Below are 24,894 nucleotides of genomic sequence, written 5' to 3'. Positions count from 1 at the left end.
GTTGTCCAGTTGAGCCCCATCCCCGCCAACACGGGCCTGGGGCTCGCCGCCCTGATCCTGCTGGCCTGGACCACCAGCCTGGTGGTCTTGCTGCCAGCTGATCTGGGCTTACTTCCCCTGCCGCTGCTGGCCCTGGCGGTGCTGATCCGCACGCTGCTCCACACCGGCCTGTTCATCGTGGCCCACGACGCCATGCATGGCCTGCTGCTTCCAGGCCGGCCGCAGGCCAACCACCAGTTGGGGCAACTGGCCCTGGGGCTGTATGGCTGCCTGCCCTATGGCGCTTGCCGGGCCAACCACATCCGCCACCATCCGCCACCCCACGCGGGATCGGGCCGATGACCCCGATCACCGGCCCGATCCCGCGTGGGGTGGGCTGCGCTGGTATCTCCACTTCCTGGCGGGTTATCTCTCCGGCGCCCAGATGCTGCTGCTGCTGGGCTGGTGGGGGCTGTTGATCGGATCCGCCGCGGTGGCCCCCGGTCCGGGCAGTGTCCAGTCAGGACTGGTCCATGTGTTGTTGTTCTGCACCTTGCCCCTGCTGCTCAGTTCGCTGCAATTGTTTGTCTTTGGCACCTACCTGCCGCACCGTGACCGGCACGGCGCTGGCAATCGCCACCATGCCCGCAGCCTGGAGTTGCCGGAATGGTTGTCTTTGCTGGCCTGCTATCACTTCGGCTACCACTGGGAGCACCATGAGTTCCCAGCCATGGCCTGGTTTCAGCTGCCACGCCAGCGCGCGTTCGCTCTGCAGCGCCGGAATTCCTCCGCTCCACTCGCGGCCCCATCAGCTCCCCATTAGGGTCATTTATCGAAAGAGATTTTTATGGCGCTAGCGGTTGTGATCGGCTGGAGCGAGGCGGAACAGGCCATCGCTGAGCGGGCTTTCAACACGGCTTACGGCCGCGCGATCGCCACATTGATCAGCACCGTTCGCAGCCAGGCGGATTCAATCAGCTCGGCTGAGTCTCTCTGGCAGCTGCACGATTACCTGAGCACCCAGCGTCACGTGATTGAGGGGCGCTTCGACATGCGCCTCGACGGAATCCTGTTTGTTTTCGCCAACCTGTTGAAGGAAGACCTGATCCAGCTCGACGAACTCAGCGGCCTTGATGCCGAGAAGATCTCCAAGATCAAGGCGATGTCGCGCTTCTAGAAGGCAGCCCTGCACCTGGGCCTGGGAAGCGATCCGCCAGACTGAGTTCACTCTTTTCCGCCCTCCGCCCCCATGGTTGTCAGCGGAACAACAGCCTCTGCAGCCGCGGCCGCCAACGCCGCTGCGCGCGCCTTTCCGCTGGCGGCGATCACCGGCCACGGCACCTTGAAGTTGGCGCTGCTGCTGGCAGCGGTGGATCCCGGCCTGGGCGGCGTTGTGATTGCTGGTGGCCGCGGCACCGGTAAGTCGGTGTTGGCCCGTGGCCTGCATGCCCTGCTGCCGCCGATCGACGTGCTCGATCTGGGCGAAGCCTGCCGTCGCCTCAATGTGGATCCGCTGCGTCCCGACGACTGGGATGGGCCGGTGTGCGCCCGCATCACCGAACTGGGGGGGGACCCCAGCGGCGCCGATCCCACCGCCCTGTTGCCCACGGCGGTGATCCCGGCTCCGTTCATCCAGGTGCCCCTGGGCGTCACCGAAGACCGGCTGGTGGGCTCAGTCGATGTGACCGCCTCCCTGGCCGCCGGCGCCGCGGTGTTCCAGCCCGGCCTGCTGGCTGAAGCCCATCGCGGCGTCCTCTACGTCGATGAGCTCAACTTGCTCGACGACGGCATCACCAACCTGCTGCTGGCGGCGGTGGGCAGTGGCGAGAACCGGATCGAGCGCGAAGGCCTCAGCCTCTCCCACCCCTGCCGCACCCTGCTGATCGCCACCTACAACCCCGAAGAGGGGGCGGTGCGCGATCACCTGCTCGATCGCTTCGCCATTGTTCTCTCCGCCAACCAGTTGCTGGCGATGGATCAGCGGGTGGCGATCACCAGCGCCGCCCTCGACCACGGCAGCTCCAGCGAAGCCTTCCGCGCCCGCTGGCAGGAGGAAACCGATGCCCTGGCCACCCAGCTGCTGCTGGCCCGCCAGTGGCTCCCCGATGTGGTGATTGCCCGCGAGCAGATCGTCTATCTGGTGAAGGAGGCCCTGCGCGGCGGCGTGGAAGGCCACCGCTCCGAGCTCTACGCCGTGCGGGTGGCGCGGGCCCATGCGGCCCTGTGCGGCCGCGACCGCGTAGATGCCGACGACCTGCAGGTGGCGGTGCGGCTGGTGATCGCGCCGCGCGCCCTGCAGCTGCCGCCGCCCGATCCAGAGCAACCGCTGGAGCCCCCGCCGCCGCCCCAGGCCGAGCAGCCGCCAGAGCAGCCGCCCGAACCCCCGCAGCAGCCCCCAGAAAACGGCTCCGAAGATAACTCAGAAAACAGCCCTGACGACAATCCCGAGGACACCTCCGAGCCCGACAACCCGGACAACCCGGACGACACCGACGACGACAACCAGGACGACAATCCCGACGACCAGGCGCCGCCCCAGGTGCCTGAGGAGTTTCTGCTCGATCCTGAGGCGATCGCCATCGACCCCGATCTGCTGCTGTTCGCTGCGGCTAAATCGCGAGGCGGCGGCAGTGGCAAGCGCTCGGTGGTGCTCTCCGACTCGCGCGGCCGCTACGTCAAGCCGATGCTCCCCCGCGGCCCTGTGCGCCGCATCGCTGTGGATGCCACGCTGCGGGCCGCCGCCCCCCACCAGAAGGCCCGCCGCGCCCGCGAACCCCATCGCACCGTGATCGTTGAGGAGGGTGATCTGCGCGCCAAGCAGCTGCAGCGCAAGGCCGGCTCCCTGGTGATCTTCCTGGTGGACGCCAGCGGTTCGATGGCCCTCAACCGCATGCAGAGCGCCAAGGGGGCCGTGATCCGCCTGCTCACCGAGGCCTACGAAAACCGAGACGAAGTCGCCCTGATCCCCTTCCGCGGCGAGCAGGCCGAGGTGCTGCTCCCCCCCACGCGCTCGATCACCGCCGCCCGTCGCCGCCTCGAGCAGATGCCCTGTGGCGGCGGCTCACCCCTGGCCCACGGCCTCACCCAGGCAGCCCGGGTCGGCGCCAATGCCCTTGCCAGCGGTGACATGGGCCAAGTGGTGGTGGTGGCGATCACCGATGGCCGCGGCAACGTGCCCCTCGCGCGATCCCTGGGCCAGCCGCCCCTGGAAGGCGAGGAGCCAGTGGACCTCAAAGAAGAGGTGATCCGGGTGGCCGGCCGCTACCGGGCCCTGGGGATCAAGCTGCTGGTGATCGACACCGAGCGCAAGTTCATCGGCAGCGGCATGGGCAAGGACCTGGCTGAAGCAGCCGGCGGCAAGTACGTGCAGCTGCCCAAAGCCAGCGACCAGGCGATCGCCGCCATCGCCCTCGACGCTCTCAATGGCACCTGAAGCCGGGCCGGGCTGAAGCCGGGCCCGGCCGTTAGGGAGCAACCTGGCGCTGTGGCGGCTTGCTTTGTTTGTCCTGGCCCTGCTGGTCCTGCCGGGCCTTGTCGCGGGCCAGTCCCGTCTGGGCGGGGTAGATCTCGTCGAACAGCTGGCCCAGTCCGATCGCCACGCTGCGCACCCCATCCATGAACTCGGGGTCGCTGGTGAGCTTGCTGACGTCGCCACCGACGGCATCGACCCGGGCGGTGAGCCGCTGGGCGTTGCTCACTGTGGTCTTGATCTCGGCCAGGGTCTTGGGGTCATCGAGGCTGGCGGTGAGGTTGCGGACATGCCGACCGGCAGCGGCGGCATCGGCACTGGCCGCATTGAGGTTGGCCAGGATCGGATCGGCTTTACCGACCGCCGCATTCAGCTCCCTGACCAGTCGCTGGGCTTCCTTGAGGAAGAGGTTGGCTTCCTTGGAGGTGGCGTCAAAACTGCGGGTGGTGCTGGCCACCTGGGGCAGGATCTGTTCGCGATCGGCCTGGGAGAGCAGTTGCTGCATCAATTCGGTGACGCTGTTCAAGCTGGCGGCCTCCACACCCTGGAGTTCGCCACCGGCGCAGACCATCAGGTCCTTGTCACAGTCATTGGCACCGGGCAGGGGAGCGTTCTTGGGCAGCGGATTGCCCCTGCTGATCAGGGCCACCTGGGCATCGCCTCCCAGCAGCGAACCGGTCTCGACCTGGGCCACGGTCGGCCTGGCCAACTGCAGATTGGGATCACTGATCTCCAGTTCCGCCAGCACGGCCTGCGAGGTGGTTTCGATGCTTTTGACGCTGCCCACCTGGACGCCGCGGTAAAAAACCGGCGAGCGATCGGCCAGGCCTGCGGCATCGGCGAAGGTCGCCTTGATGATCCAGTTGTTCTGACTGAGTGAAATCCCCCGCAACCAGAACCACAGGCCTAAGCCACCGGCAATGGCTCCAAGCAGCGAGAACCCAACCAAGGCCTCACGGACGCTACGACGCATGACGCTTCATAGTTCCGTCGGTTGCATCGGGCCCTGCAGGCTACCGCTTCTGAACTGGGCCACATAGGGATTGGCCGTTTGCTCGAACTCCTCAATGCCCCCGCACCACTGCAGGTGGCCGTCGTAGAGCATCGCCACCCGCTGGGCGGAGCGCAGGATCGTGCTCATCACGTGGCTGACGACCACCGAGCAGCCCCCCGCCATGCGGCTGGTGGTGACGATCAGATCCTCGATGCGGGTGCAGGCCACCGGATCGAGGCCGGCGGTCGGTTCATCGAAGAGCAGCAGGGGGTGCTGGCCAGACGACTGGCTGGGATCGTCGATCAGGGCCCGAGCGAAGCTCACCCGTTTCTGCATGCCGCCGCTGAGCTCTCCGGGTAGCTGGTCTTCGATGCCGAGCAGACCCACGGCCTCCAGGGCCTTCTGAACCCTGGCGCGAATCTCGCGTTCCGGCAGCCGGCTGTGGCGATAGAGCAGAAAGCCGACGTTCTGCCCCACCGTGAGCGAACCGAGCAGGGCCGGGTTCTGGAACACCAGGCGCACATCGGGCGGCCGGGGCTGGTCGATGCGCAGGTAGCGCTGGGCGATTCCGTTGATCCGCAGCTCACCCTCGCTGGGCAGCAGCAGGCCAGCGAGGATTCGTAGCACGGTTGATTTACCGGTTCCTGAAGGCCCCACCACCGCCAGCCGCTCCCCTTCTTGAAGCGTCAGGCTGAGGCCATCGAGCACCGAGTTGCTGCCCCAGCGCATGCTGATGTTGCCAAGTTCCAGTACCGGCTGGCCTGCGCATGGCAGGGAAGGGGTCAAACTTGCTTTCAAGTTGTTCATCCGTACAGTTCATGGACTCCGTGCTGTGGCGTGACGCCCTGTCGGTTTGAACCCCCAGCGCCCCCACCTCCCCCGACGCCTGCATGGCCGGCGGCTGCGCCGTCCCGGTTGGATGGGACGTGGCGACCAGCGTCAACAGGATCTGGTGAGCCGCTCACGCCGCGCCGTGCGCTGGCTGCAGCCTGGTCTGGTGGTGAAGCGCTGGATGCTCACCTCCGGCCTGGGGCTGCTCCTGGCCCTGCTGGGAGCCGCCATCCTCGCCGATCTCAAGCCGATCTACTGGTCGCTGGAATCACTCAATTGGGTTCTCACCCAGCTCACCGAGGTGTTGCCGCGGGGTGTCACCGGTCCGCTGGTGCTGGTGGCCGGAGCCGGGCTGGTGATCTGGGGACAAAGCCGCAGCTTTGATTCGATCCAGCAGGCACTGGCTCCAGAAAAGGGCACCGTGCTGGTGGATGCCCTGTTGGCCCAGCGTCGCCTCAACCGCGGCCCCAATGTGGTCGCGATCGGTGGCGGCACCGGCCTGGCCACCCTGCTCAGTGGCCTCAAGCGCTACAGCAGCAACATCACAGCGATTGTGACGGTGGCCGATGACGGCGGCAGCAGCGGCGTGCTCAGGCGGGAGCTGGGGGTGCAGCCACCCGGCGACATCCGCAACTGCCTGGCGGCCCTGGCCCGGGAAGAGCCCCTGCTCACCCGCCTGTTTCAGTACCGCTTCAAGGCCGGTAGCGGCCTCGAGGGCCACAGCTTCGGCAATCTCTTCCTCACAGCTCTCACCGCGATCACCGGCAGCCTCGAATCGGCGATCACCGCCAGCAGCCGGGTGCTGGCGGTGCAGGGCCAGGTGGTGCCAGCCACCACGGCCGATGTGCGGCTCTGGGCCGAACTCGAGAACGGCGACCGGCTTGAAGGTGAATCGTCGATCGGTCAGGCCACCAGCCCGATCGTGCGGCTGGGCTGCACCCCCGAGCGGCCGCCAGCCCTGCCCCGGGCGATTGAAGCCATCGCCAACGCTGAGCTGATTGTGCTGGGTCCCGGCAGCCTCTACACCTCGCTGTTGCCCAATCTGTTGGTGCCGGAACTGGTCCAGGCGATCAGACGCAGCCGGGCTCCCCGCCTCTACATCTGCAACCTGATGACCCAGCCCGGGGAAACCGATCGGCTTGATGTGGAGGGCCATCTGCGGGCCATCGAAGCCCAGCTGGCCAGCCTCGGCGTCCAGGAACGGCTATTCACCGCCGTACTCGCCCAGGAATCCCTGCGCAACAACCGGCTGATCCACCACTACCGCGCCCGCGGCGCTGACCCGGTCATCTGTGATGCCACCAAGTTGCGCGGCCAGGGCTACGAGGTGATGCAGGCCCCGCTGCAGGGGAACCAGGCCGACGCCAGCCTCCGCCACGATCCACGCAACCTCGCCCTGGCAGTGATGCGCTTCTTCCGCAAGCACAAGAGCGGCAAAAGCTCAGAAGTGGCCTGAAGCTGTTCAGTAAGCGTCCTGAAGTTCGTAGAAATCGGGCTGAACGTAATCCTTGCGCAGGGGGTAACCCTTCCAGTCTTCGGGCATCAGCAGGCGCTTGGGATGGGGATGGCCCTCGAACTGAATGCCGTACATGTCGAAGGTTTCCCGCTCCTGCCAATCGGCGCCACGGAAGAGCCCGTAGAGGCTGGGCACCGTGAGCGCGCCATCCCGCGGCAGGAACACCTTCAGGCGCACTTCTTCGGGTTTGCTGCCCGGGGCCGGCGAAGCAACGGCAGCTGCGCTCAGCTTGACCAGGTGATAAAAGCTGACCAGCTGGCCACCGGGGCCTTCGTCGTAGCCGCCCTGGCACTGGAGATAGTCAAAGCCGAAGGCCTTGAGCGCGGCGGCCACCATCGGCAGAAACACCGGCTCAATGCCGATCAGCTCCACGCCGATGTGATCGGGGCCGAGAGAGCGGTGTTCAAAGCCCTGGGAGTTGAGCCACTGACTGATCGGGCCGGCAGCCGGGATCGCCAGTTCGGCGCCCTCCTGGGGTTGCGAGGATGGCGTGGCTGGAGCGTTGTCGGAAGACTCAGGCATCGTTGGAGGCGCTGCTGGCGGGAACAGGCTCGGAGCTGGGGACTGAATCGGCTGCTGCCATCGGCAGGCCGTCGGCCGCGGCGAGGGCGGCCTTCTGGGTTTCGGCCTTGAGATAGGCCCCGGTCACGATCGGTGCAACCGGCTTGAGCTGGTGCTCAATGGTGAGGTAACGGTGGCTGGGCAGCAGGTTGGCCCGCTCGGCTAAGGCCTCATTGCCCACCTTCTTGCGCAGCTTGATGACGGCATCAAAAATCGCTTCCGGCCTGGGCGGACAGCCGGGAATATAGAGATCCACCGGAATAAGCTTGTCCACCCCGCGAACGGCGGTGGTGGAATCGGCGCTGAACATGCCGCCGGTGATCGTGCAGGCCCCCATGGCGATCACATATTTGGGCTCAGGCATCTGCTCGTAGAGCCGGACCAGAGCCGGGGCCATCTTCATGGTCACCGTGCCAGCGGTGATCAGCAGATCGGCCTGCCTTGGGCTGGAGCGGGGCACCAGGCCGAAGCGGTCGAAATCGAAGCGGGAACCGAGCAGGGCTGCAAATTCGATGAAGCAGCAGGCCGTGCCGTAAAGCAGGGGCCAGAGGCTGCTCAGCCGAGCCCAGTTGTGCAGATCGTCGAGGCTGGTCAGGATCACGTTCTCGGAGAGATCCGAAGTCACGGTGGGCGCCCCGACCGGGTTGCAGCTCGCGGCCCGCAGATCGCGCAGCGCGTCGATCGACGGGGCACCGAGCCCGGGGGCGGCCAGTGGATTGGTGGTGGAGGGAGTGATGGTCATGGTGGTGATCCGGTTAGCTCCATTCGAGGGCGCCTTTGCGCCAGGCATAAGCCAGGGCCACCACCAAGATGGAGATGAAGATCAAGGCTTCGATGAAGGCCAGCAGGCCGAGCTGGTTGAAGGCCACGGCCCAGGGATAGAGGAACACCGTCTCCACGTCGAAGATCACAAAGACCAGGGCGAACATGTAATAACGAATGTTGAACTGAATCCAGGCCCCCCCGATCGGCTCCATGCCCGATTCGTAGGTAAGCCGCCGTTCCCCATTGCGCGAGGTCGGCGCCAACAGCTTGTTGGTGACGAGAGCCAACATCGGCACTGCCGCTGAAATCAGCAGAAAACCGAGAAAGGCGTCATAGCCCGGGAGTACGAACATCAGCCGACCAAACCTGGGCGGAAGTCTGGCACCCATCCCTTGAAAGCGGCGGTTTCCGGCGACACTCGGCTCTAGGCCTGGAGGGGCCTCGATAGAGTTGAGCTTCAGCCCGGGGGTCCATCACGATGGTCAGTGGTCAGGACGACGACCAGAACGCCCTTCCGGCCGAAGCCAACCCGGATGTCGCGACTGAGGCAAGCAGCCAGGCGACCACACCAGCTGCTGGTCTGAGGCCGAACCCCAGTGAGAGCACCGATCCGGACACCCACCGTTTCGAATGCCTCAGCTGTGGTTTCGTCTACGACCCTGGCGAGGGCATCCGCAAGCTGAACATCGCCGCCGGCGTGCCTTTCAGTGCCCTCGATCCGATTGCATTCCGTTGCCCGGTCTGCCGCAGCCGGGTGGGGGCCTTCCGGGACATCGGCCCCCGCAATCAGGCCAGCGGTTTTGAGGAGAACCTCAATTTCGGTCTGGGGGTCAACAAGCTCACCCCAGGCCAGAAGAACGTGCTGATCTTCGGGGGGCTTGCCCTGGGTTTCGCCTTTTTCCTGTCCCTCTATTCCCTCCGCTGAGACCCGTGAACCGACTGCTTTCTTCCCTGCTGGGTGTGGTGCTGGCCCTGGGCCTCAGCTTCGGCCTGAGTGGATGTGTCACCACCGGCCTGGCCGTCACGCCCACCAGCCCCTGGCAGCCGGTGGCACTCGATACCAAGGCCAGCCCGCTCGATCTGGCCTTCACCGACGACCGGCATGGCTTCCTGGTGGGCAGCAACCGGCTGATCCTGGAAACCGAGGATGGCGGCGCCAGCTGGCAGGAGCGTTCGCTCGACCTGCCCGAGGGCGACAACTACCGCCTGCTCAGCGTTGACTTCAAGGGCCAGGAGGGCTGGATCGCCGGACAGCCCGGCCTGCTGCTGCGCACCGGCGACGGCGGCCAGAACTGGGAGCGCCTGCTGCTTGATACCAAACTTCCCGGTGAGCCCTATCTCGTGACCGCCCTGGGGGCCAAGCAGGCCGAACTGGCGACCAGCGTCGGCGCGATCTACCGAACGGACGACGGCGGAGCCAGCTGGCAGGCCGATGTCAGTGATGCGGCCGGAGCGGTCCGTGACCTGCGCCGTTCCCCGGACGGGCGTTACGTCAGTGTGTCGAGCCTTGGCAACTTCTTCGCCACCTGGGATCCGGGCCAAGCGACCTGGCAACCCCATCAGCGGGTCAGCAGCCAGCGGGTGCAGAGCATGGGTTTTGAACCGGACGGTCGCCTCTGGATGGTCACCCGTGGCGCCCAGCTGCGCTTCAACGGCGATGCGGCCGATCCGGAGGACTGGAGCAAACCGCTGATCCCGATCACCAATGGCTACGGCTATCTCGACATGGCCTGGGATCCCAGCGGCGCGATCTGGGCCGGTGGCGGCAGCGGCACCCTGCTGGTCAGTCGCGACCGGGGAGCCAGCTGGCAGCGGGATCCAGTGGGGGCCAAGCAGCCCACCAACTTCAACCGAATCGCCTTCACAGGCAACGGCAAAGGCTTTGTTCTCGGAGAGCGGGGCAACATGCTGCGCTGGGTCGGCTGATCGGCGACCCTGTGTAACCAACCAGCGGCTTCGGGCGCCTCGGCAGCGGGTCGCCCCTTAGGATTTGCTCAGCTGATTCGCCCGCTGCCATGGCTGCCGGCTCCACCGGGGAACGCCCCTTTTTCGAGATCATCACGAGCATCCGTTACTGGGTGATCCATGCGGTCACCCTGCCGGCCATTTTCTTGGCAGGTTTCCTGTTCGTGTCCACGGGCCTGGCCTATGACGCTTTCGGAACCCCCCGCCCTGATGCCTATTTCCAGGCTCAGGAAGCGAAGGCTCCGGTCGTGAGCCAGCGCTACGAAGGCAAAGACCAGCTTGATCTGCGCTTGAAGTAATCCGATGAGTCAATCCCCAACCGCCACGACGCCGCGCAACTATCCGATCTTCACGGTGCGCTGGCTTTCCGTTCACGCCCTGGGTGTCCCCACGGTGTTTTTCCTGGGTGCCCTTGCGGCCATGCAGTTCGTCCGTCGCTGAAATCAGAACCATGGAGCGCAATCCGAATCCGAACAATTTGCCGGTTGAGCTGAACCGCACCAGCCTTTATCTCGGCCTGCTGCTGGTCTTCGTGATCGGTGTGCTGTTCACCAGCTACTTCTTCAACTGAGACCTCAACCTGACTTCGCAATTTCGCCATGAGTGGTAAGAAATCAGCCCTGCCTGATGGCCGCATCCCCGACCGTCTTCCCGACGGTCGCCCCGCTGTTGCTTGGCGCAGCCGCTGGACCGAGGGTGTGCTGCCCCTCTGGTTGGTGGCCACCGCTGGCGGTATCGCGGTGATCTTCGTGGTTGGTCTGTTCTTCTACGGCTCCTATGTGGCCGTGGGTTCCGCCTGAGCCCAGTTCAGGTACCAGCTGGCGAAGCGCTCCACACCCACCTCCAAGGGTGTGTGGGGCGCGAATCCAACCCATTGCTGCAGTGCTGTGGTGTCAGCCGCCGTTGCCACCACATCACCGGGTTGCATCGGCTCCCATTGTGGAATGGCTTTCACCCCCAAGGCCTGCTCCAGCAGGGCGATGAAGCTGAGCAGCGGCACTGGCTGGCTGTTGCCGATGTTGAACAGCCGGTGGGGCACCTGGGCCGTGGCTGGATTCGGCTGAAGCGGATCGAATCCTTCCTCAGCCGTGGCAGGCTTGTCGAGGCAGCGCAACACGCCTTCAACGATGTCATCGATGTAGGTGAAATCCCGCTCCATCCGCCCCTGGTTGAACACCCGGATCGGTTCTCCTGACAGGATGGCCTTGGCGAAGAGCATCGGCGCCATGTCCGGTCGGCCCCAGGGGCCGTAGACGGTGAAAAAGCGCAGGCCCGTGGCCGGCAGCCCGTAGAGGTGGCTGTAGGTGTGAGCCATCAGCTCATTGGCTTTTTTCGTGGCCGCATACAGGCTGACTGGGTGGTTGACGGCCTGCTGCTCTGAGAATGGCAGGCAGCGGTTGCCTCCATAGACCGAACTGCTGGACGCGTACACCAGGTGCTCAATGCCGTGGTGGCGGCAGCCCTCCAGGATCGAGAGAAAGCCCACCACATTGCTGTTCACATAGGCCAGCGGGTTTTCAATTGAGTAGCGAACGCCCGCCTGGGCGGCCAGATGGATCACCCGCTTCAATCCCTCCGAGCGAAACAGTTCGGAGATGGCGGCGGTGTCTTCCAGGGCCAGCCGCTGGAAGTGAAAGTTGCTGTGCCGCTCGAGTCGCTGCAGCCGTTGCTGCTTCAGGGCGGGGGAGTAGTAGCTGTTCAGGTTGTCGAGGCCGATCACCCGATCGCCCCGGGCCAGAAGCCTCTCGGCCACCGCGGCGCCGATGAAGCCCGCCGCCCCCGTGACCAGAATGCTCATCGCGGCTGTGCCCTCAAGCCAGCCAAGCTATCAATCACCCTCACCCACCCTCCAGACCTGGAGCCCAGCCGAGCGAGCCGCCGCTGCATCGGTGATGGCGCGGGCATCGAACAGCCAGGCCGGCCGCCGCATCAGCGCCGCGATCGCCGGCCAGTCGAGCTGGGCGAAGGCGCCCCATTCGGTGAGCACCACCACCGCATCAGCACCACGGACAGCCGCCAGCACGTTGGCGCTGCTCTCCCAGCTCCCCTCGCCACTCAGCCCCTGGCCCAGCCCGTCGCCACCTGAGCAATCCGGGGAGCTGAGGTCGGCGCTGATCTGGCTGCTGCTCACCTTGGGGTCGTGGATGGCCAGGTGGGCGCCTTCTTCGAGCAGGTCCTGGCAGATGCGAATGGCGGGCGCTGCGCGGGTGTCGTTGGTGTCGGCCTTGAAGGCAAAGCCCAGTACGGCGATCCGCTTGCCGCTGACCGTGCCGAACAGCCGGCTGACCACCAGCCGGGCGATCCGTTGCTGTTGCCAGTTGTTGAGCTCAACCACCTGCTGCCAGTAACGGGCCACCTCCTCCAGCCGGTAATGACGGCAGAGATAAACCAGGTTGAGAATGTCCTTCTGGAAGCAGCTGCCGCCAAAGCCTGGCCCTGCCGCCAGGAAGCGCTTGCCGATCCGGGAGTCACTGCCGATCGCCCGTCCCACCTCGCGCACATCGGCTCCGGTGGCTTCACAGAGGGCGGCGATTGAATTGATCGAGGAGATCCGCTGGGCGAGAAAGGCATTGGCGGTGAGCTTGGAGAGTTCACTGCTCCAGAGGTTGGTGCGCAGGATCCGCTCCGGTGCCACCCAGTTGCCATAGACCTCCGCTAGGGCCTCGATTGCGGCCGTTTCATCGCCACCGATCAGCACCCGATCGGGGTTCTTGAGATCCTCGATCGCGGTCCCTTCGGCCAGGAATTCCGGATTGGAGAGCACGGCGAAAGTTTTGGCACCGCCAGCGGCGGTGGTGCCGCTGTGCTCCTGGTAGGCGCCCAGGATGGCCTTGACGGTTTCGGCCGTGCGCACCGGCAGGGTGCTCTTCTCCACCACGATCGTGTGTCCCTGGGCTTGGGCAGCCACCTGGCGGGCTGAGGCTTCGATCCAGCGCAGGTCGGAGGCCTCACCAGCGCCGATGCCCCTGGTTTTCGTGGGGGTGTTCACCGACAGGAAGACCATGTCGGCGGCGGCGATGGCCTGGTCCACCTCCGTGCTGAAGTGCAGGTTGCGGCCGCGGCAGCGCTCCACCAGCTCGGCGAGGCCCGGTTCATACACCGGCAGGGCTGCGGTATCGGCACCATTCCAGGCGGCGATGCGGGCCGCGTTGAGATCCACCACCGTGACCTGAATGCCCGGGCAGCGATCGGCAATCACCGCCATCGTCGGCCCGCCCACGTAGCCGGCCCCGATGCAACAGATGGTCCGGACGGTGAGCGGTGCCGTCATGCCGTTGGCGAGGAGAAAGGCTGCGGGCCAGCATCGCAGAACCTCGCGACCAACTCCCCGATCGCCAGCTCAGGGGGGAGGCGCTGTTCAGTGGACAGGCGCAGATCCTTGAGGATCACCACCCCCTGCTCGATTTCCCCTTCCCCGATCAGCAGCGCCCAGCTGGCTCCGCTGCGATCGGCCCGTTTGAGTTGCTTGGCGAAGGCCGCAGCGGTGAGATCCAGCTCCACCCGGCAGCCCGCCTGGCGCAGGGTCCTGGCCAGAGCAAGGGCCTGCAGCTCGGCCGCTTCGCCCCTGCTGATCACATACACCTGCGCCGCGGCCAGTGGATGCATGGCCGGGGCCACGGCTGCCTGGAGCAGCAACACCAGCCGCTCCAGGCCGATGGCCCAGCCGATCGCCGCTGTGGGGCTGCCACCGAGCTGCTCGATCAGGCCGTCGTAACGGCCACCGCCGCAGACCGTGGCCTGGGCGCCGAGCTCGCTGCTGGTGATCTCAAAGGCGGTGTGGGTGTAGTAATCCAGCCCCCGCACCAGCCTGGGATTGAGCTGATAGGGGATCTCCAGCCGGTCGAGGGCCTGGCGCACCCGCTCAAAGCGCTGCTGGCTGCTGGCGCTGAGACAATCGCCGAGCAGGGGTGCGGCGGCGAGCAGGGCCTGGGTCTCGGGATTTTTGCTGTCGAGGATCCGCAGCGGGTTGGTGCTGATCCGCCCCTGGGCTTCGGGGTCGAGCTGGTCGCGGCGGGCTTCGAGCCATTCCACCAGCACGCTGCGGTAGTGGCTGCGATCGCAGGCATCGCCGAGGGAGTTGATCTCCAGGGCCAGATTCCCGATTCCCAGGGCTGTCAGCAGGTCCCAGGCGATCGCGATCGCTTCGGCGTCGCTGCGGGGATCGGCGAAACCCAGCAGTTCGACACCGAGCTGGTGGAACTGGCGCTGGCGACCCGCCTGGGGGCGCTCGTAGCGAAACATCGGGCCGGTGTACCAAAGGCGCTGGGGCCCCTTGTTGAGCAGTCCGTGCTGCAGCGCTGCGCGCACCACCGAGGCCGTTCCTTCAGGCCGCAGCGTGCAGTGGCGCTGGCCCCGGTCTTCGAAGCTGTACATCTCCTTGCCCACCACATCGGTGCTGGTGCCGATGCCGCGGGCGAACAGCTCGGTGGCCTCCAGCAGGGGGGTGCGGATCTCGGCGAGGCCAGCCCGATGGAACTGGCTGCGGGCCGCGGCCTCAACCTGCTGCCAGATCGCCGTCTGCTCCGGCAGCAGGTCGACCATGCCCCGAAGGCTCTGCAGCTTGTCCACGCCGGCACCCAGCACTGCCGCCCAGTTTGGGGGATCAACCGGCGCCAGCCGGAGCTGGCTCAGGGGCCGGCCTCAGGCCGCGAGGCGGCAGCGGAAATCGGCGATCGTGCGCTCAAGGCCCGCGCGCAGGGGAATGGTCGGCTCCCAGCCCAGCTCCTGCTGGGCCAGGGTGATCACCGGCTGGCGCTGGAGAGGGTCGTCCTGGGGCAAGGGCAGCAGGGTGAAGTCCAGCGACGGATCGATCCGCTCGCGCACCAGTTCCGCCAGCTGGCGAATCGTGAACTCTCCTGGATTGCCGATGTTGATCGGACCGGAGTGCTCCCCGTTCATCAAGCGGATCAGCCCTTCGACGAGATCATCGACGAAGCAGAAGCTGCGGGTCTGGCTGCCTTCGCCGTAGAGGGTAAGAGGTTCGCCCCGCAGCGCCTGGACGATGAAGTTGCTCACCACCCGCCCGTCGTCGGCCAGCATGCGTGGCCCGTAGGTGTTGAAGATCCGGGCGATGCGGATCTCCGTGCCGTGCATCCGCTGGTAGTCGAAGCAGAGGGTTTCGGCGACCCGCTTACCCTCGTCGTAGCAGGCGCGGATGCCGTGGGTATTGACGCTGCCGCGATAGCTCTCCGGCTGGGGATGCACCTCCGGATCGCCATACACTTCGCTGGTGCTGGCCATCAACAGGCGGGCCCCGACCCGACGGGCCAGGCCCAGCATGTTGTAGGTGCCGAGAAAGCTGGTTTTGGCCGTCTTGATCGGATTGTGCTGGTAGTGCACCGGCGAGGCCGGACAGGCCAGATGCCAGATCCGATCCACCTCCAACGAAATCGGCTCAGTCACGTCGTGACGAACCAGCTCGAAGTTGGGGTGGCCGATCCAGCGGGCGATGTTGGCCTTGCGGCCGGTGAAGTAGTTGTCGAGGCAGATCACGTCTTCGCCGGCTTCCATCAGCCGATCAACCAGATGGGATCCCACAAAGCCGGCGCCACCGGTGACGAGATTCCGCTTCTGGGAGGCCGTCACGCTGAATCTTGAGCAGTGGTCGGCACTGTAATTGGCACCGTAATTGGAACCGTATGAGCCTTTGAATCCACGGCTGCCTGGCCGCTCAGCGCACCCCCAGCCACTTATGGGTCTGCAGGCTGAGCCGCCAACTGGGGTGTTGACGCACGAAGTCGACCGCCAGCGCCTGGCCCTTCGCGCTGTCCCAGCCGGGTTGGAGCAGCAGCACCGGTAGGCTGCCGGCCGCAGGTTCCCCGTTGTTGCTCCGGGCCTGAAGCGCCGCAGCGGCCATCTGCTCGGCGAAACCCAGATCGGAGGGCTCATGCACCACCACCTTGAGTTCGTGGCAACGGCCCAGCGCTTCGGCCGTGGGTGGGCGATGGGGCTTGGGTGAGAGGGTGATCCAGGCGAACTGGCCCGTGAAGGGATCCACGCCGCTTGTTTCGAGGTGGAGCGGCAGGGGCTGGAAGCTGGAGGGAGTGGCGCCGCCTTGGCTGAGACCGGCCAAGGCCTGGCAGAGGCCATCAAGGTTGTGATGCAGCGGTTCTCCGCCGGTGATCACTACGAATCCAGCGCCCGCCTCCACCGCCCGCGCCGCCCGCTCGGAGAGTTCCGAGGGGCTCTGCAGTGGGTGGCTGGCCTGCGGCCAGGAGTGCTTGGTGTCGCACCAGGGGCAGCCCACCGCGCAACCGCCCAGCCGGATGAAAAAGGCGCTGCGGCCGGCATGGGCCCCTTCCCCCTGCAGGGAATGGAAGGTTTCCACCACGGGCAGAAGCCCGGGGGTCTCAACCATCGCTACGGCGGCCATGGCAGTCGGCCCCTCAGCTGGAGACCGCGATCTCGCTCAGCGGCTGGTTGGTCCTTTCGCTGACAGGACTTTCGCTGGCGTTGCTCTCGCTGGCCGTGCTCGCAGGAGAAACGCCGAACTCGGAGCCGTTGGCGGGCAGGCGGCGCTGGGCGGCTTCGATCAGACCCCGGAACAGTGGGTGGGGGCGGCCGGGCCTGGAGAGGAATTCCGGATGGAACTGGCAGGCTGTGAAGAACGGATGCCCGTCGAGTTCGATCAGTTCGACCAAGCGGCCATCCGGCGAGCTGCCGCTGATCCGATAGCCCGAGTCGAGGAAGAGCTGGCGGTAGGCGTTATTGAATTCGTAGCGATGGCGATGCCGCTCGTAGACCACTTCCTCGCCATAGAGGCGGGAGGCCAGGCTGCCCGGGGACAGGCGACAGGGGTAGACGCCCAGGCGCATGGTGCCGCCCAGGTCGACCACGTCCTGCTGCTCAGGCAGCAGGTGGATAACTGGATCAGGGGAGTCGGCATCGAGCTCGGCGCTGCTGGCGCCACTGAGACCAGCCTCGTGGCGGGCCCAGGCGATCACGGCGCACTGCATCCCCAGGCAGAGCCCCAGGAACGGAACCTGCTGCTCGCGCGCCCAGCGGATCGCCTGGATCTTGCCGTCCACGCCCCGGTGCCCGAAGCCGCCCGGCACCACCACCGCGTCCATGCCGTGGAGCAGGGCTTCTGCCCCTTCGATTTCGAGCTGCTCGGCGCAGATCCAGTGCAGGTCGAGGGAGGCATCCCGATCGATGCAGGCGTGACGCAGGGCCTCGACCACCGAGAGGTAGGCGTCGTTGAGCTGGACGTACTTGCCCACCAACGCCACCTTCACCGCCGGGCCTGGGTTGCGCAGCTTGCGCACCAGATCCTCCCAGCCGGCCATGTCGCTGTCGCGGTCTTCGAGGTCGAGCACATGGAGCACCTCCCGACACAGGCCTTCTTTCTCGAGGGCGATCGGGACGGCGTAGATGCTGTCGGCATCACGGGCGGGGATCACGGCCGTGGCCGGAACGCCGCAGAAGCCGCCGATCTTGGCCTTGAGCTCTTCGCTGATCGGCCGGTCACAGCGCGACACCAGCAGATCGGGTTGGATGCCGATCGAGCGCAGTTCCTTCACCGAGTGCTGGGTGGGCTTGGTCTTGATCTCACCGGAGGTGCCGATGTAAGGCAGCAGGGTGACGTGCACATAGGCCAGATCGCGGCGGCCCACATCGCCACGGAATTCACGGATTGCTTCCAGGAATGGCAGCGATTCGATGTCGCCCACCGTGCCGCCGATCTCGGTGATCACCACGTCAACCCCACTGTCGGCGGCCACCCGGTGGATGCGCTCGCGGATCTCGCGGGTGATGTGGGGGATCACCTGGACCGTGCCGCCGTTGTAATCACCGCGGCGTTCCTTGTTGATCACCGCCTGGTAGATCGAGCCGGTGGTCACGCTGTTGAGGCGTGACATGGCGGTGTCGGTGAAGCGCTCGTAGTGGCCCAGGTCGAGGTCGGTCTCCGCGCCGTCCTGGGTGACGAACACCTCACCGTGCTGGTAGGGGCTCATGGTGCCCGGATCCACGTTGAGGTACGGATCGAGCTTGAGGATCGAAACGCTGTAGCCGCGCGATTTCAGCAACCGTCCCAGGCTCGCCGCCACGATGCCCTTGCCGATGCTCGACACCACCCCGCCGGTCACGAACACAAACTTGGTCATGAACCCCCAGGGCGATCGCCAACTTTAACGACCTCCAACCCAAAGGCTCCTTCAACTCAAGGGCTCCCTTCCCCTCCCCTGCTGCCCCACCCAGCCGAATCACCTGGGCCTGGCGTAGGCCCGTGTTGCCCGCGCAGCGGGCGTAACGACCGAAGCCAGGCCCAGGTGATTCAAGCCTCGAGCAGGCTGCGCAGCATCCAGGCGGTTTTTTCGTGGATCTGCAGCCGCTGGGTGAGCAGGTCGGCGGTGGGTTCATCGCTGGCGGCCTCCACCGAGGCGAAGACGCTGCGGGCCGTACGAGCCACGGCTTCGTGGCCGAGCACCAGCTCCCGCACCATCTCCATGGCGTTGAGCTCCCCTTCGGTCTCACTGATCGAGGAGAGGGCGGCGAAGTGGGAGCCGCCGAACGGGGCAGGACAACCCAGGGCCCGGATGCGCTCGGCGATCTCATCGAGCGCCGTCCAGATCTCGGTGTACTGCTCCATGAACATCAGATGCAGGCTGTTGAACATCGGACCGGTGACGTTCCAGTGGAAGCCATGGGTCTTGCCGTAGAGCACGTAGCTGTCAGCCAGGAGGCGGCTGAGCCCTGCGGCGATCTGTTCGCGCTCCTCGCTGGACATGCCGATGTCGATCGGTGGGGCGCTGGCCTGGCTGGAAGTGCTGGCCTGGCTGGAAGTGGCAGTGGCAGTCATGGTGTTGTTCTGGGTTGCGTTGTTATGAGGCCATTTTAGTTGGCCTACAGGACTGAAATCCCTGATATTCCTGGAGTTCTGGGGTCAATCGGCGTCGCTCCAGGTGCTGGCCACGTGCAGATCCCTGAGTTGCTGGGCGGCCACATCGGCTGGGGCCTGGGTGAGCAGGCAGCGGGCCTGCTGGGTTTTTGGGAAGGCGATCGTGTCGCGGATCGACTCCTCACCGGCCAGCAGCATCACCATCCGATCGAGGCCGAAGGCGATGCCGCCGTGGGGCGGGGCACCCAGATCAAGGGCCTCCAGCAGGAAGCCGAACTGGCGTTCCGCTTCTTCCTGGGGCAGGCCGATCGTCTGCAGCACCTGGCGCTGCAGGGCCGAATCATGGATGCGCAGGGAGCCGCCGCCCAGCTCCAGGCCGTTGAGCACCAGGTCGTAGGCCTGGGCTCGGGCGCTTGGCAAGGCCGCAGCCCAGCTGGCCGGATCACTGCCGAGGTCAGCGGGGTTGGGGGCGCAAAAGGGATGGTGCAGGGCCTCCAGCCGGTTCTCCTCGCTGTTGAAGCCGAACATCGGGAAGTCGACCACCCAGAGGAAGTTCCAGGCCTCGTTGCTGGCCTCGGCTGGAACCAGGCCCAACTCCCGGGCCAGGTACTGACGCACCCGGTCAAGGGCCTTGTTCACCGTGGCGGTGTCGCCGGCGCCGAACAGCAGCAGGGTGCCGGGCGTGGCGCCGCTGCGCTCCAGCAGCTCGGCCATCTGCGCCTTGGTGAAGCCATCTTTGATCGCTCCGATCGTGTTGATCCCGACCAGGTTGCCGCCGACATCAAAGGAGGTTTCAGGGTCCACCCCCTCAATGACGCGGATGAAAGCCAGGCCAGCCGCTCCCGCCGCCTGGGCTTCGCTGAACACATCCCCGCCGGGTTTGATGCGCACGTTGCTGAGTGCCTCATTGCCGCCGGGGATGGCGATGCACTTCACGGCCCCACCGGCCGCCACGGCGCCGGAGAACACCTTGAAGCCGGAGTGCGTGGCAATGTCGCTCACATCCACCAGCTCCAGGCCGTAGCGGGTGTCGGGGCGGTCGGTGCCGTAGCGATCCATCGCCTCCTGCCAGGTGAGGCGGGGGAAGGGCAGCGGCAGCTCGATTCCCTTCGCTGTCTTCCAGATCGCGGCGATCAGGCGTTCGTTGAGGTCAAGGATCTCCTCCTGCTCCAGAAAGCTCACCTCGATGTCGAGCTGGGTGAACTCCGGCTGGCGATCGGCGCGCAGGTCTTCGTCGCGGAAGCAGCGCGCCACCTGGTAGTAGCGCTCCAGTCCGCCCACCATCAGCAGCTGCTTGAACAGTTGGGGTGACTGGGGCAGGGCGAACCACTCGCCGCCGCAGACCCGGCTGGGTACCAGGTAATCGCGGGCGCCCTCGGGGGTGGAGCGGGTGAGGATCGGAGTTTCCACCTCGATGAAGCCTTCGCCTTCCAGGAAGGTCCGGGCGGCCCGGATCGTGCTGTGCCGCAGCCGCAGGTTGCGGGCCATGCGCTCGCGGCGCAGGTCGAGATAGCGATGGCGCAGCCGCAGTTCCTCGCGCACGTTGCCGTCGTCGTGAACGGAGACGGCGAAGGGCAGCGTTTTTTTGATGGCATTGAGAACGGTGAGTTGGCTGGCGATCACCTCCACCGCACCGGTGGCCAGCCGTTCGTTGAGCGACTCTTCTGGCCGAAGCTGCACCCGTCCCACCACCTGCAGCACCGTTTCATTGCGCAGGTTGCCGGCGAGCTCGGGATCCACCGTGATCTGGATGGTGCCACTGCGATCACGCAGATCCAGAAAGATCAGGCCGCCATGGTCGCGGCGCCGGTCCACCCAGCCGCAGAGCTGAACGGTCTGATCGACGGCATCACGACGCAGATCGCCGCATCCGTGACTGCGCATCGGGGAAGAGGAAAGGAATCTGCGAGTTTCCCATGGCAGCAGCCAAGGCCGGGTCCCCTACGGCCGCCGATAGAAAGGCCGCTTCACCACAAGCGCCGGTTGGGGCTGGCCGCGAATCTCCACCTGCAGTTCGGTGCCGAGCTTGGCCGCCTCGGCTGGCACGCTGGCCAGGGCGATGGCTTCGCCAAGCGTCGGTGACCAGGTACCGCTGGTGATCTCGCCCACCACGGCTCCACCCAGGAGCACCGGATAGCCATGGCGGGCGATCGCCCGGCCCTGGAGCTTGAGCCCCACCAGCCGCCGGCTCACCCCTTCGGCTGTCTGGCGCTCCAGGGCCGCCCGGCCGATGAAATCAGCCGGCATCTCCAGGTGAACCAGCCAGCCCAGCGAGGCTTCCAGGGGGGTGGTGGTGGCGTCCATGTCCTGGCCGTAGAGGTGCATGGCGGCCTCCAGGCGCAGGGTGTCGCGGGCGCCAAGGCCGCAGGGGGGCACGCCGCTGCTCAGCAGTTGTTGCCAGAGGGCCTGGCCGGCCGAGCGCTCCAGCAGCAGTTCGAAGCCGTCCTCGCCGGTGTAGCCGGTGCGGGCCACGAACACGGCTGCCCCCGCCGCCGCGCCGCTGGCGCTGCCGGCGAGCCGCAGGCTGCGGTGCCCGAAGCGGGGCAGGCCTGCGAGGCTTTCGCCCACCAAGGCCTCCAGCAGGGCCGCGGCCTCGGGGCCCTGCAGGGCGAGCAGCACCCCTTGCCCCTTGCGATCGCTGATCTGCACATCCTCTGTTTCCAGCTGAGCGCGCAGCCAGGCGGTGTCGGCTGCGGCGCAGGCGGCATTGATCACCACCAGCAGGGTGTCGACGGGGCCTGCGGGTCCATCAGGCCGGCCCTGGTCGTAGATGATCAGGTCATCGCGGATGCCGCCCGCCTCGTTGAGCAGCACGGTGTAGAGCGCTTCGCCGGGGCCGATGCGATCGAGGTCCGTGGGTACGAGCCGTTGCAGGGCGCTCTTCACCCCATCGCCTTGGAGGGTGAGCACACCCATGTGGGAGATGTCGAAGACGCCGCAGCGCTCGCGCACGGCCCGATGTTCTTCGACCAGCCCCTTGTATTGCACTGCCATCTGCCAGCCCTCAAACGGCACCATCCGCCCCCCGGCGGCCTTGCAGAGTTCGGCCAGGGGGGTGAGTTGGAGCGGATCGGCGGCAGCGCCAACGGGATCACCTGCCATGGCTGAATGGTTGCCGAAACGTTGTCTCGATCCTATGGAGTGGCGTTTCAAACCCGAAGACTTCCGGGAGGTTCGGTTCTACGCCTGTTTGCAGCCCATTGAAATCAGTACCTTATGGACCTTGGATTAAGTCGATCATGGGCCAGCGCCCCAACTGTCGCAGTTGTCGTCACTGCATCGCTCCTTTGGGTGGTGAGCCTGGCTGGTGTCAGTTGCGACGGCTGGCGATCCATTCGGAATTGAGTGGGGACCTCTGGTGTCACCACTGGACGGCGCGCTCCGGGCGCCCGTCCGTCGAGCCCGTTCTGGCTCAGCCAATCAGCTTCCAGCCCTATGGCCATCGCCAGCTTTCCCTGGTTGGATTGCTGGAGCCTGTCTCACAGGAGCCTGTCTCTGTTTAGGAATGCCTGAAACGCGATTTACTGAACTAGAATCAGCGACTGCTTAGCGGCTGTCAGTGACAAGGCGAAGGGCCAGCTTGGATGATCTCCCGGCCTCTGGCCCCTTGTTTTGCCAGGCAGCCCTCCCCCAAACCCTGTAAGGAGGTAGATGGTTGGTCACACTTTCCCCGGGAAGGCCGGTTGAACTGATGGCCTGTCAGTTGGATGGTGAAACGTTCACCCTGCCGACAGGAACCCGCATTTTTGGTCATGGCGAACCAGCCAATGCCATTTATGCCGTGCGCAAAGGAATCGTCGAAATCATCGACCAGGCTGGCGACCGGCTCTGCTACAGGCCAGGGGAACTGTTCAGCTATCTCGACATCGTCTGGCGTGGGGGCTATTTCCGCCATGAGGCGATCGCCCGCACTCCCGTCGAACTGGTGAAGCTCGGCCGGCTCAGTTTTCTGAACCTGCTGCACAACCATCCCACCCTCGCGATTGACCTGATCGGCCAGCAGCACGAGCGCCTGCGCGAACAACGGGCCAGCGGCTCTTACTGTTACTGAGCGGGGCGACCGAGCAAGAGCAGCAGGCTGCGAACCACTTTCGCCGCCAGAACGGCGCTGTTGCCGCCGGGGTCGAGCAGGGGTGAGAGCTCCACCACATCCGCGCCCACCAGGCGGTGGTGGCGGAGTTCGTCCACCAGCCCGCTGAAGTGGCCCCAGAGAAAGCCGCCGGGTTCTGGTGTGCCGGTGCCCGGCAGAACGGAAGGGTCGAACCAGTCGAGATCCACGGTTAGGTAAAGCGGTCTGCCGCGCAGGGGCGCCAGGGCTGCCACCAGGTCGGCCTGCAGACGCTCGGGCTGCAGAGAGAGGCCGGGGCCGGTGCCCACCAGGCGGCCGCTGTGCCTGAGTTCGGCGAATTCCGCGCGCGTGCCGCTGCGGATGGCGATCTGCAGCAGCTGGCCACTGGGGAGCACCTCCAGGCAACGGCGCATGGCGCAGGCGTGGCTGTGGCTTGAGCCGAGCCAGCTGTGGCGCAGGTCGGCGTGGGCATCGAGTTGCACCAGCACCAGATCCGGGTGGCGGGCGGCGACTGCCCCGACCGCGCCGCTGCTGATCGAGTGCTCGCCGCCCAGCATCAGGGGCTTCAGCCCCAGGGCCAGCACCGCCTCGGTGGCCTGGCCCACGGCGGCCACCACTGGCTCCGGGGCGCCAAAGGGAATCGCCACCGCGCCCAGATCGGCGAAGGCCAGGTCCTCAAGATCCAGATCGAGCTGGGGGCAATAGGTTTCCAGCCCACTGCTCACCTCCCGGATCGCCGCTGGCCCGAAGCGGGTGCCGGGACGGAACGAGGTGGTGCCGTCATAGGGGACACCGAATAGCCCCACCTGGCAACCGGCCGGATCGCGGCGGCCCGCCATGAACACCGCACCGTCCGTTTCAAAGAGGTCGCTGTCAATCAGGTCAGGGTCGAACTGGTTGATGTCGGGCAAGTCTGGGTTGAAACAGGTGATGGCCAACAAGTCTGGATCCTCAGCGGTGCTGCCCAGCACGTCAGCCAGCGAGGGCCCTCTCGATTCCGGCCGGAACCGCCTCGAAGGCGCCGCGCTGCCAGCGGGGGCTCCAGATCTCGCAGCCCTCGGCGACGGACGCGGCGCGGGCGGCATCCGGCTGCCGGTAACGGGGGCCGTCGCTGGCGGCGAAGGTCCAGCTCCACCAGCCGCTTGGGTACATCGGCACCCAGCCGTAGAGGGGATCGGCGTGGCGGAACACTTCGCGCAGCAGCCGCACCGTTTCGAGGTGCACCGAGCGGAAGGCCTCGGGCGATTCGCTCTGGGTGGCGAAGACGCCGCCGGGCCTGAGGATGCGGCGGCAGTGCTGGAAGAAGGCGCGGTTGAACAGGCCCTCGGCCGGGCCGGCGGAGTCGGAACCGTCGACGATCACCACGTCGTAACTGGCGTCAGCGGCGGCGGCGACCCAGGCAATGCCGTCGCCCACGGTGAGCTGCAAACGGGGATCGCTCCAGCAGCCGGCCCCGAGACTGGGCAGGTGCTCCTGGCTCCAGGCCACCACCTGGCCATCGATCTCCACCAGGTCGAGCTGCTGCACGCCGGGGTGGCGCAGGCACTCGCGGGCGGTGCCGCCGTCGCCGCCACCGATCACCAGCACCCGCTCGATGGCCGCGGCGCCGCAGAGGGCGGGATGCACGAGGGGCTCGTGGTAGTGCCGCTCCTGGCGCTCGGCCGTCATCCAACAACCGTCGAGCAGCAGCCCCTTGCCGTAGCGCTCGCTCTCGATGATCGTGACGCGCTGGTAAGGCGAGCTGGTCTCGGCGATCACCCGGCCAGCCAGGCCGTAGCGCACACCGTCGTAGACCTCATCGATCCAGCCGGGGGAGGGGTCCATGGCGGCGGGGCGGGGTCGGATGGCTTGATCCGTACGCTTGCACAGAGGGCCGCACGTTGGGCGCCGCCTGTCCATGTCAGGC

General features: G+C 66.2%; 28 protein-coding genes. 12 read left to right on the top strand and 16 right to left on the bottom strand.

The window, feature by feature from the left end:
- Positions 1 to 9: 9 nt before the first annotated feature.
- The 4 genes from ACXMDM_RS02125 to bchD all read left to right on the top strand — a co-directional run bounded on the left by ACXMDM_RS02125 (position 10) and on the right by bchD (position 3,412).
- Entirely contained in the window at positions 10 to 342 is a 333-nt protein-coding gene (locus tag ACXMDM_RS02125; RefSeq protein WP_162922847.1) for a fatty acid desaturase family protein, read from the top strand.
- Complete coding sequence (locus ACXMDM_RS02120) at positions 278 to 802, top strand: fatty acid desaturase (RefSeq protein ID WP_162922846.1); 525 nt, start codon at positions 278 to 280, stop codon at positions 800 to 802. Before ACXMDM_RS02125 ends, ACXMDM_RS02120 begins: the two co-directional genes overlap by 65 nt.
- Before the next feature lie 24 nt (positions 803 to 826).
- Entirely contained in the window at positions 827 to 1,156 is a 330-nt protein-coding gene (gene frp / locus ACXMDM_RS02115) for a fluorescence recovery protein (protein WP_071800407.1), read from the top strand.
- Between the two features lie 72 nt (positions 1,157 to 1,228).
- On the top strand, positions 1,229 to 3,412 hold the full coding sequence (bchD, locus tag ACXMDM_RS02110; RefSeq protein WP_071800406.1) for a magnesium chelatase ATPase subunit D: 2,184 nt from the start codon (positions 1,229 to 1,231) through the stop codon (positions 3,410 to 3,412).
- 31 nt (positions 3,413 to 3,443) lie between these two features.
- On the opposite strand, the gene ACXMDM_RS02105 is transcribed toward bchD, so the two are convergent.
- Entirely contained in the window at positions 3,444 to 4,421 is a 978-nt protein-coding gene (locus ACXMDM_RS02105) for an MlaD family protein (protein ID WP_071800405.1), read from the bottom strand.
- A gap of 6 nt (positions 4,422 to 4,427) precedes the next feature.
- The gene (locus ACXMDM_RS02100) at positions 4,428 to 5,171 is read right to left on the bottom strand and encodes an ABC transporter ATP-binding protein (RefSeq protein WP_071802006.1); all 744 of its coding nucleotides are present in this window, start codon (positions 5,169 to 5,171) and stop codon (positions 4,428 to 4,430) included.
- Positions 5,172 to 5,361: 190 nt separating this feature from the next.
- Here ACXMDM_RS02100 and ACXMDM_RS02095 point away from each other — a divergent pair, with 190 nt between their 5' ends.
- Positions 5,362 to 6,729, top strand: coding sequence for a gluconeogenesis factor YvcK family protein (locus ACXMDM_RS02095; RefSeq protein WP_071800404.1), 1,368 nt, complete (start codon positions 5,362 to 5,364; stop codon positions 6,727 to 6,729).
- A 6-nt stretch (positions 6,730 to 6,735) separates the two neighbouring features.
- On the opposite strand, the gene ACXMDM_RS02090 is transcribed toward ACXMDM_RS02095, so the two are convergent.
- The 3 genes from ACXMDM_RS02090 to ACXMDM_RS02080 are packed head-to-tail and all read right to left on the bottom strand — an operon-like array spanning position 6,736 to position 8,468.
- Positions 6,736 to 7,311 (bottom strand): NAD(P)H-quinone oxidoreductase subunit J, encoded by a 576-nt coding sequence (locus tag ACXMDM_RS02090; RefSeq protein ID WP_071800403.1) that lies wholly within the window; start codon positions 7,309 to 7,311, stop codon positions 6,736 to 6,738.
- Positions 7,304 to 8,092 (bottom strand): NADH dehydrogenase subunit K, encoded by a 789-nt coding sequence (locus ACXMDM_RS02085; RefSeq protein WP_071800402.1) that lies wholly within the window; start codon positions 8,090 to 8,092, stop codon positions 7,304 to 7,306. The genes ACXMDM_RS02090 and ACXMDM_RS02085 overlap by 8 nt, the downstream gene beginning before the upstream one ends.
- A 13-nt stretch (positions 8,093 to 8,105) precedes the next feature.
- The gene (locus ACXMDM_RS02080; protein ID WP_071800401.1) at positions 8,106 to 8,468 is read right to left on the bottom strand and encodes an NAD(P)H-quinone oxidoreductase subunit 3; all 363 of its coding nucleotides are present in this window, start codon (positions 8,466 to 8,468) and stop codon (positions 8,106 to 8,108) included.
- Between the two features lie 125 nt (positions 8,469 to 8,593).
- On the opposite strand from ACXMDM_RS02080, the gene ACXMDM_RS02075 reads away from it, so the two are divergent.
- The 6 genes from ACXMDM_RS02075 (at position 8,594) to ACXMDM_RS02050 (ending at position 10,880) form a co-directional block, all read left to right on the top strand.
- The gene (locus ACXMDM_RS02075) at positions 8,594 to 9,040 is read left to right on the top strand and encodes a rubredoxin (RefSeq protein ID WP_071800400.1); all 447 of its coding nucleotides are present in this window, start codon (positions 8,594 to 8,596) and stop codon (positions 9,038 to 9,040) included.
- A 5-nt stretch (positions 9,041 to 9,045) separates the two neighbouring features.
- On the top strand, positions 9,046 to 10,041 hold the full coding sequence (locus tag ACXMDM_RS02070; protein ID WP_071800399.1) for a photosynthesis system II assembly factor Ycf48: 996 nt from the start codon (positions 9,046 to 9,048) through the stop codon (positions 10,039 to 10,041).
- Positions 10,042 to 10,130: 89 nt separating this feature from the next.
- Positions 10,131 to 10,379 (top strand): cytochrome b559 subunit alpha, encoded by a 249-nt coding sequence (psbE, locus tag ACXMDM_RS02065; RefSeq protein ID WP_071800398.1) that lies wholly within the window; start codon positions 10,131 to 10,133, stop codon positions 10,377 to 10,379.
- Positions 10,380 to 10,383: 4 nt separating this feature from the next.
- Positions 10,384 to 10,521, top strand: coding sequence for a cytochrome b559 subunit beta (gene psbF, locus ACXMDM_RS02060; protein ID WP_071800397.1), 138 nt, complete (start codon positions 10,384 to 10,386; stop codon positions 10,519 to 10,521).
- A 10-nt stretch (positions 10,522 to 10,531) separates the two neighbouring features.
- The gene (gene psbL, locus ACXMDM_RS02055; protein ID WP_071800396.1) at positions 10,532 to 10,651 is read left to right on the top strand and encodes a photosystem II reaction center protein PsbL; all 120 of its coding nucleotides are present in this window, start codon (positions 10,532 to 10,534) and stop codon (positions 10,649 to 10,651) included.
- A 28-nt stretch (positions 10,652 to 10,679) separates the two neighbouring features.
- The gene (locus ACXMDM_RS02050; protein WP_071800395.1) at positions 10,680 to 10,880 is read left to right on the top strand and encodes a photosystem II reaction center protein J; all 201 of its coding nucleotides are present in this window, start codon (positions 10,680 to 10,682) and stop codon (positions 10,878 to 10,880) included.
- Here the strand turns inward: ACXMDM_RS02050 and ACXMDM_RS02045 are convergent.
- From ACXMDM_RS02045 to gcvT, 9 genes are all read right to left on the bottom strand, one after another.
- On the bottom strand, positions 10,856 to 11,878 hold the full coding sequence (locus ACXMDM_RS02045) for an NAD-dependent epimerase (RefSeq protein WP_071800394.1): 1,023 nt from the start codon (positions 11,876 to 11,878) through the stop codon (positions 10,856 to 10,858). The genes ACXMDM_RS02050 and ACXMDM_RS02045 overlap by 25 nt on opposite strands.
- 30 nt (positions 11,879 to 11,908) lie before the next feature.
- Entirely contained in the window at positions 11,909 to 13,351 is a 1,443-nt protein-coding gene (locus ACXMDM_RS02040; RefSeq protein ID WP_071800393.1) for a nucleotide sugar dehydrogenase, read from the bottom strand.
- A complete protein-coding gene (gene hisS / locus ACXMDM_RS02035) occupies positions 13,348 to 14,649 on the bottom strand; it encodes a histidine--tRNA ligase (protein ID WP_071802005.1) in 1,302 nt (433 codons plus the stop codon). The genes ACXMDM_RS02040 and hisS overlap by 4 nt, the downstream gene beginning before the upstream one ends.
- Positions 14,650 to 14,721: 72 nt before the next feature.
- Entirely contained in the window at positions 14,722 to 15,666 is a 945-nt protein-coding gene (locus ACXMDM_RS02030; protein ID WP_071800392.1) for a UDP-glucuronic acid decarboxylase family protein, read from the bottom strand.
- An 85-nt stretch (positions 15,667 to 15,751) separates the two neighbouring features.
- Complete coding sequence (locus tag ACXMDM_RS02025) at positions 15,752 to 16,438, bottom strand: 7-carboxy-7-deazaguanine synthase QueE (RefSeq protein ID WP_071802004.1); 687 nt, start codon at positions 16,436 to 16,438, stop codon at positions 15,752 to 15,754.
- A 28-nt stretch (positions 16,439 to 16,466) separates the two neighbouring features.
- Entirely contained in the window at positions 16,467 to 18,185 is a 1,719-nt protein-coding gene (gene pyrG / locus ACXMDM_RS02020) for a CTP synthase (RefSeq protein WP_145536931.1), read from the bottom strand.
- Positions 18,186 to 18,355: 170 nt separating this feature from the next.
- A complete protein-coding gene (locus ACXMDM_RS02015) occupies positions 18,356 to 18,880 on the bottom strand; it encodes a Dps family protein (RefSeq protein WP_071800391.1) in 525 nt (174 codons plus the stop codon).
- 84 nt (positions 18,881 to 18,964) lie between these two features.
- Entirely contained in the window at positions 18,965 to 20,803 is a 1,839-nt protein-coding gene (gene aspS / locus ACXMDM_RS02010) for an aspartate--tRNA ligase (RefSeq protein WP_071800390.1), read from the bottom strand.
- A gap of 57 nt (positions 20,804 to 20,860) precedes the next feature.
- Positions 20,861 to 22,021, bottom strand: a complete 1,161-nt coding sequence (gene gcvT / locus ACXMDM_RS02005; RefSeq protein WP_071800389.1) for a glycine cleavage system aminomethyltransferase GcvT — start codon at positions 22,019 to 22,021, stop codon at positions 20,861 to 20,863.
- Between the two features lie 589 nt (positions 22,022 to 22,610).
- Between gcvT and ACXMDM_RS02000 the strand changes: the two genes are divergently transcribed.
- Positions 22,611 to 22,970: a cyclic nucleotide-binding domain-containing protein gene (locus ACXMDM_RS02000; RefSeq protein WP_071800387.1), complete on the top strand. Its 360-nt coding sequence runs from the start codon at positions 22,611 to 22,613 to the stop codon at positions 22,968 to 22,970.
- Here the strand turns inward: ACXMDM_RS02000 and speB are convergent.
- Together speB and speE are read right to left on the bottom strand one after the other, a co-directional pair.
- Positions 22,964 to 23,827 carry an agmatinase gene (gene speB / locus ACXMDM_RS01995; RefSeq protein WP_071802003.1) on the bottom strand — a complete coding sequence of 288 codons (864 nt, stop codon included), beginning with the start codon at positions 23,825 to 23,827 and terminating at the stop codon, positions 22,964 to 22,966. The genes ACXMDM_RS02000 and speB overlap by 7 nt on opposite strands.
- 133 nt (positions 23,828 to 23,960) lie before the next feature.
- Complete coding sequence (gene speE, locus ACXMDM_RS01990) at positions 23,961 to 24,812, bottom strand: polyamine aminopropyltransferase (RefSeq protein ID WP_259723226.1); 852 nt, start codon at positions 24,810 to 24,812, stop codon at positions 23,961 to 23,963.
- Between the last annotated feature and the right edge of the window lie 82 nt (positions 24,813 to 24,894).

It is taken from the genome of Synechococcus sp. CS-603 (assembly GCF_977929215.1).
This window is presented reverse-complemented; position numbering and strand designations above follow the sequence as displayed.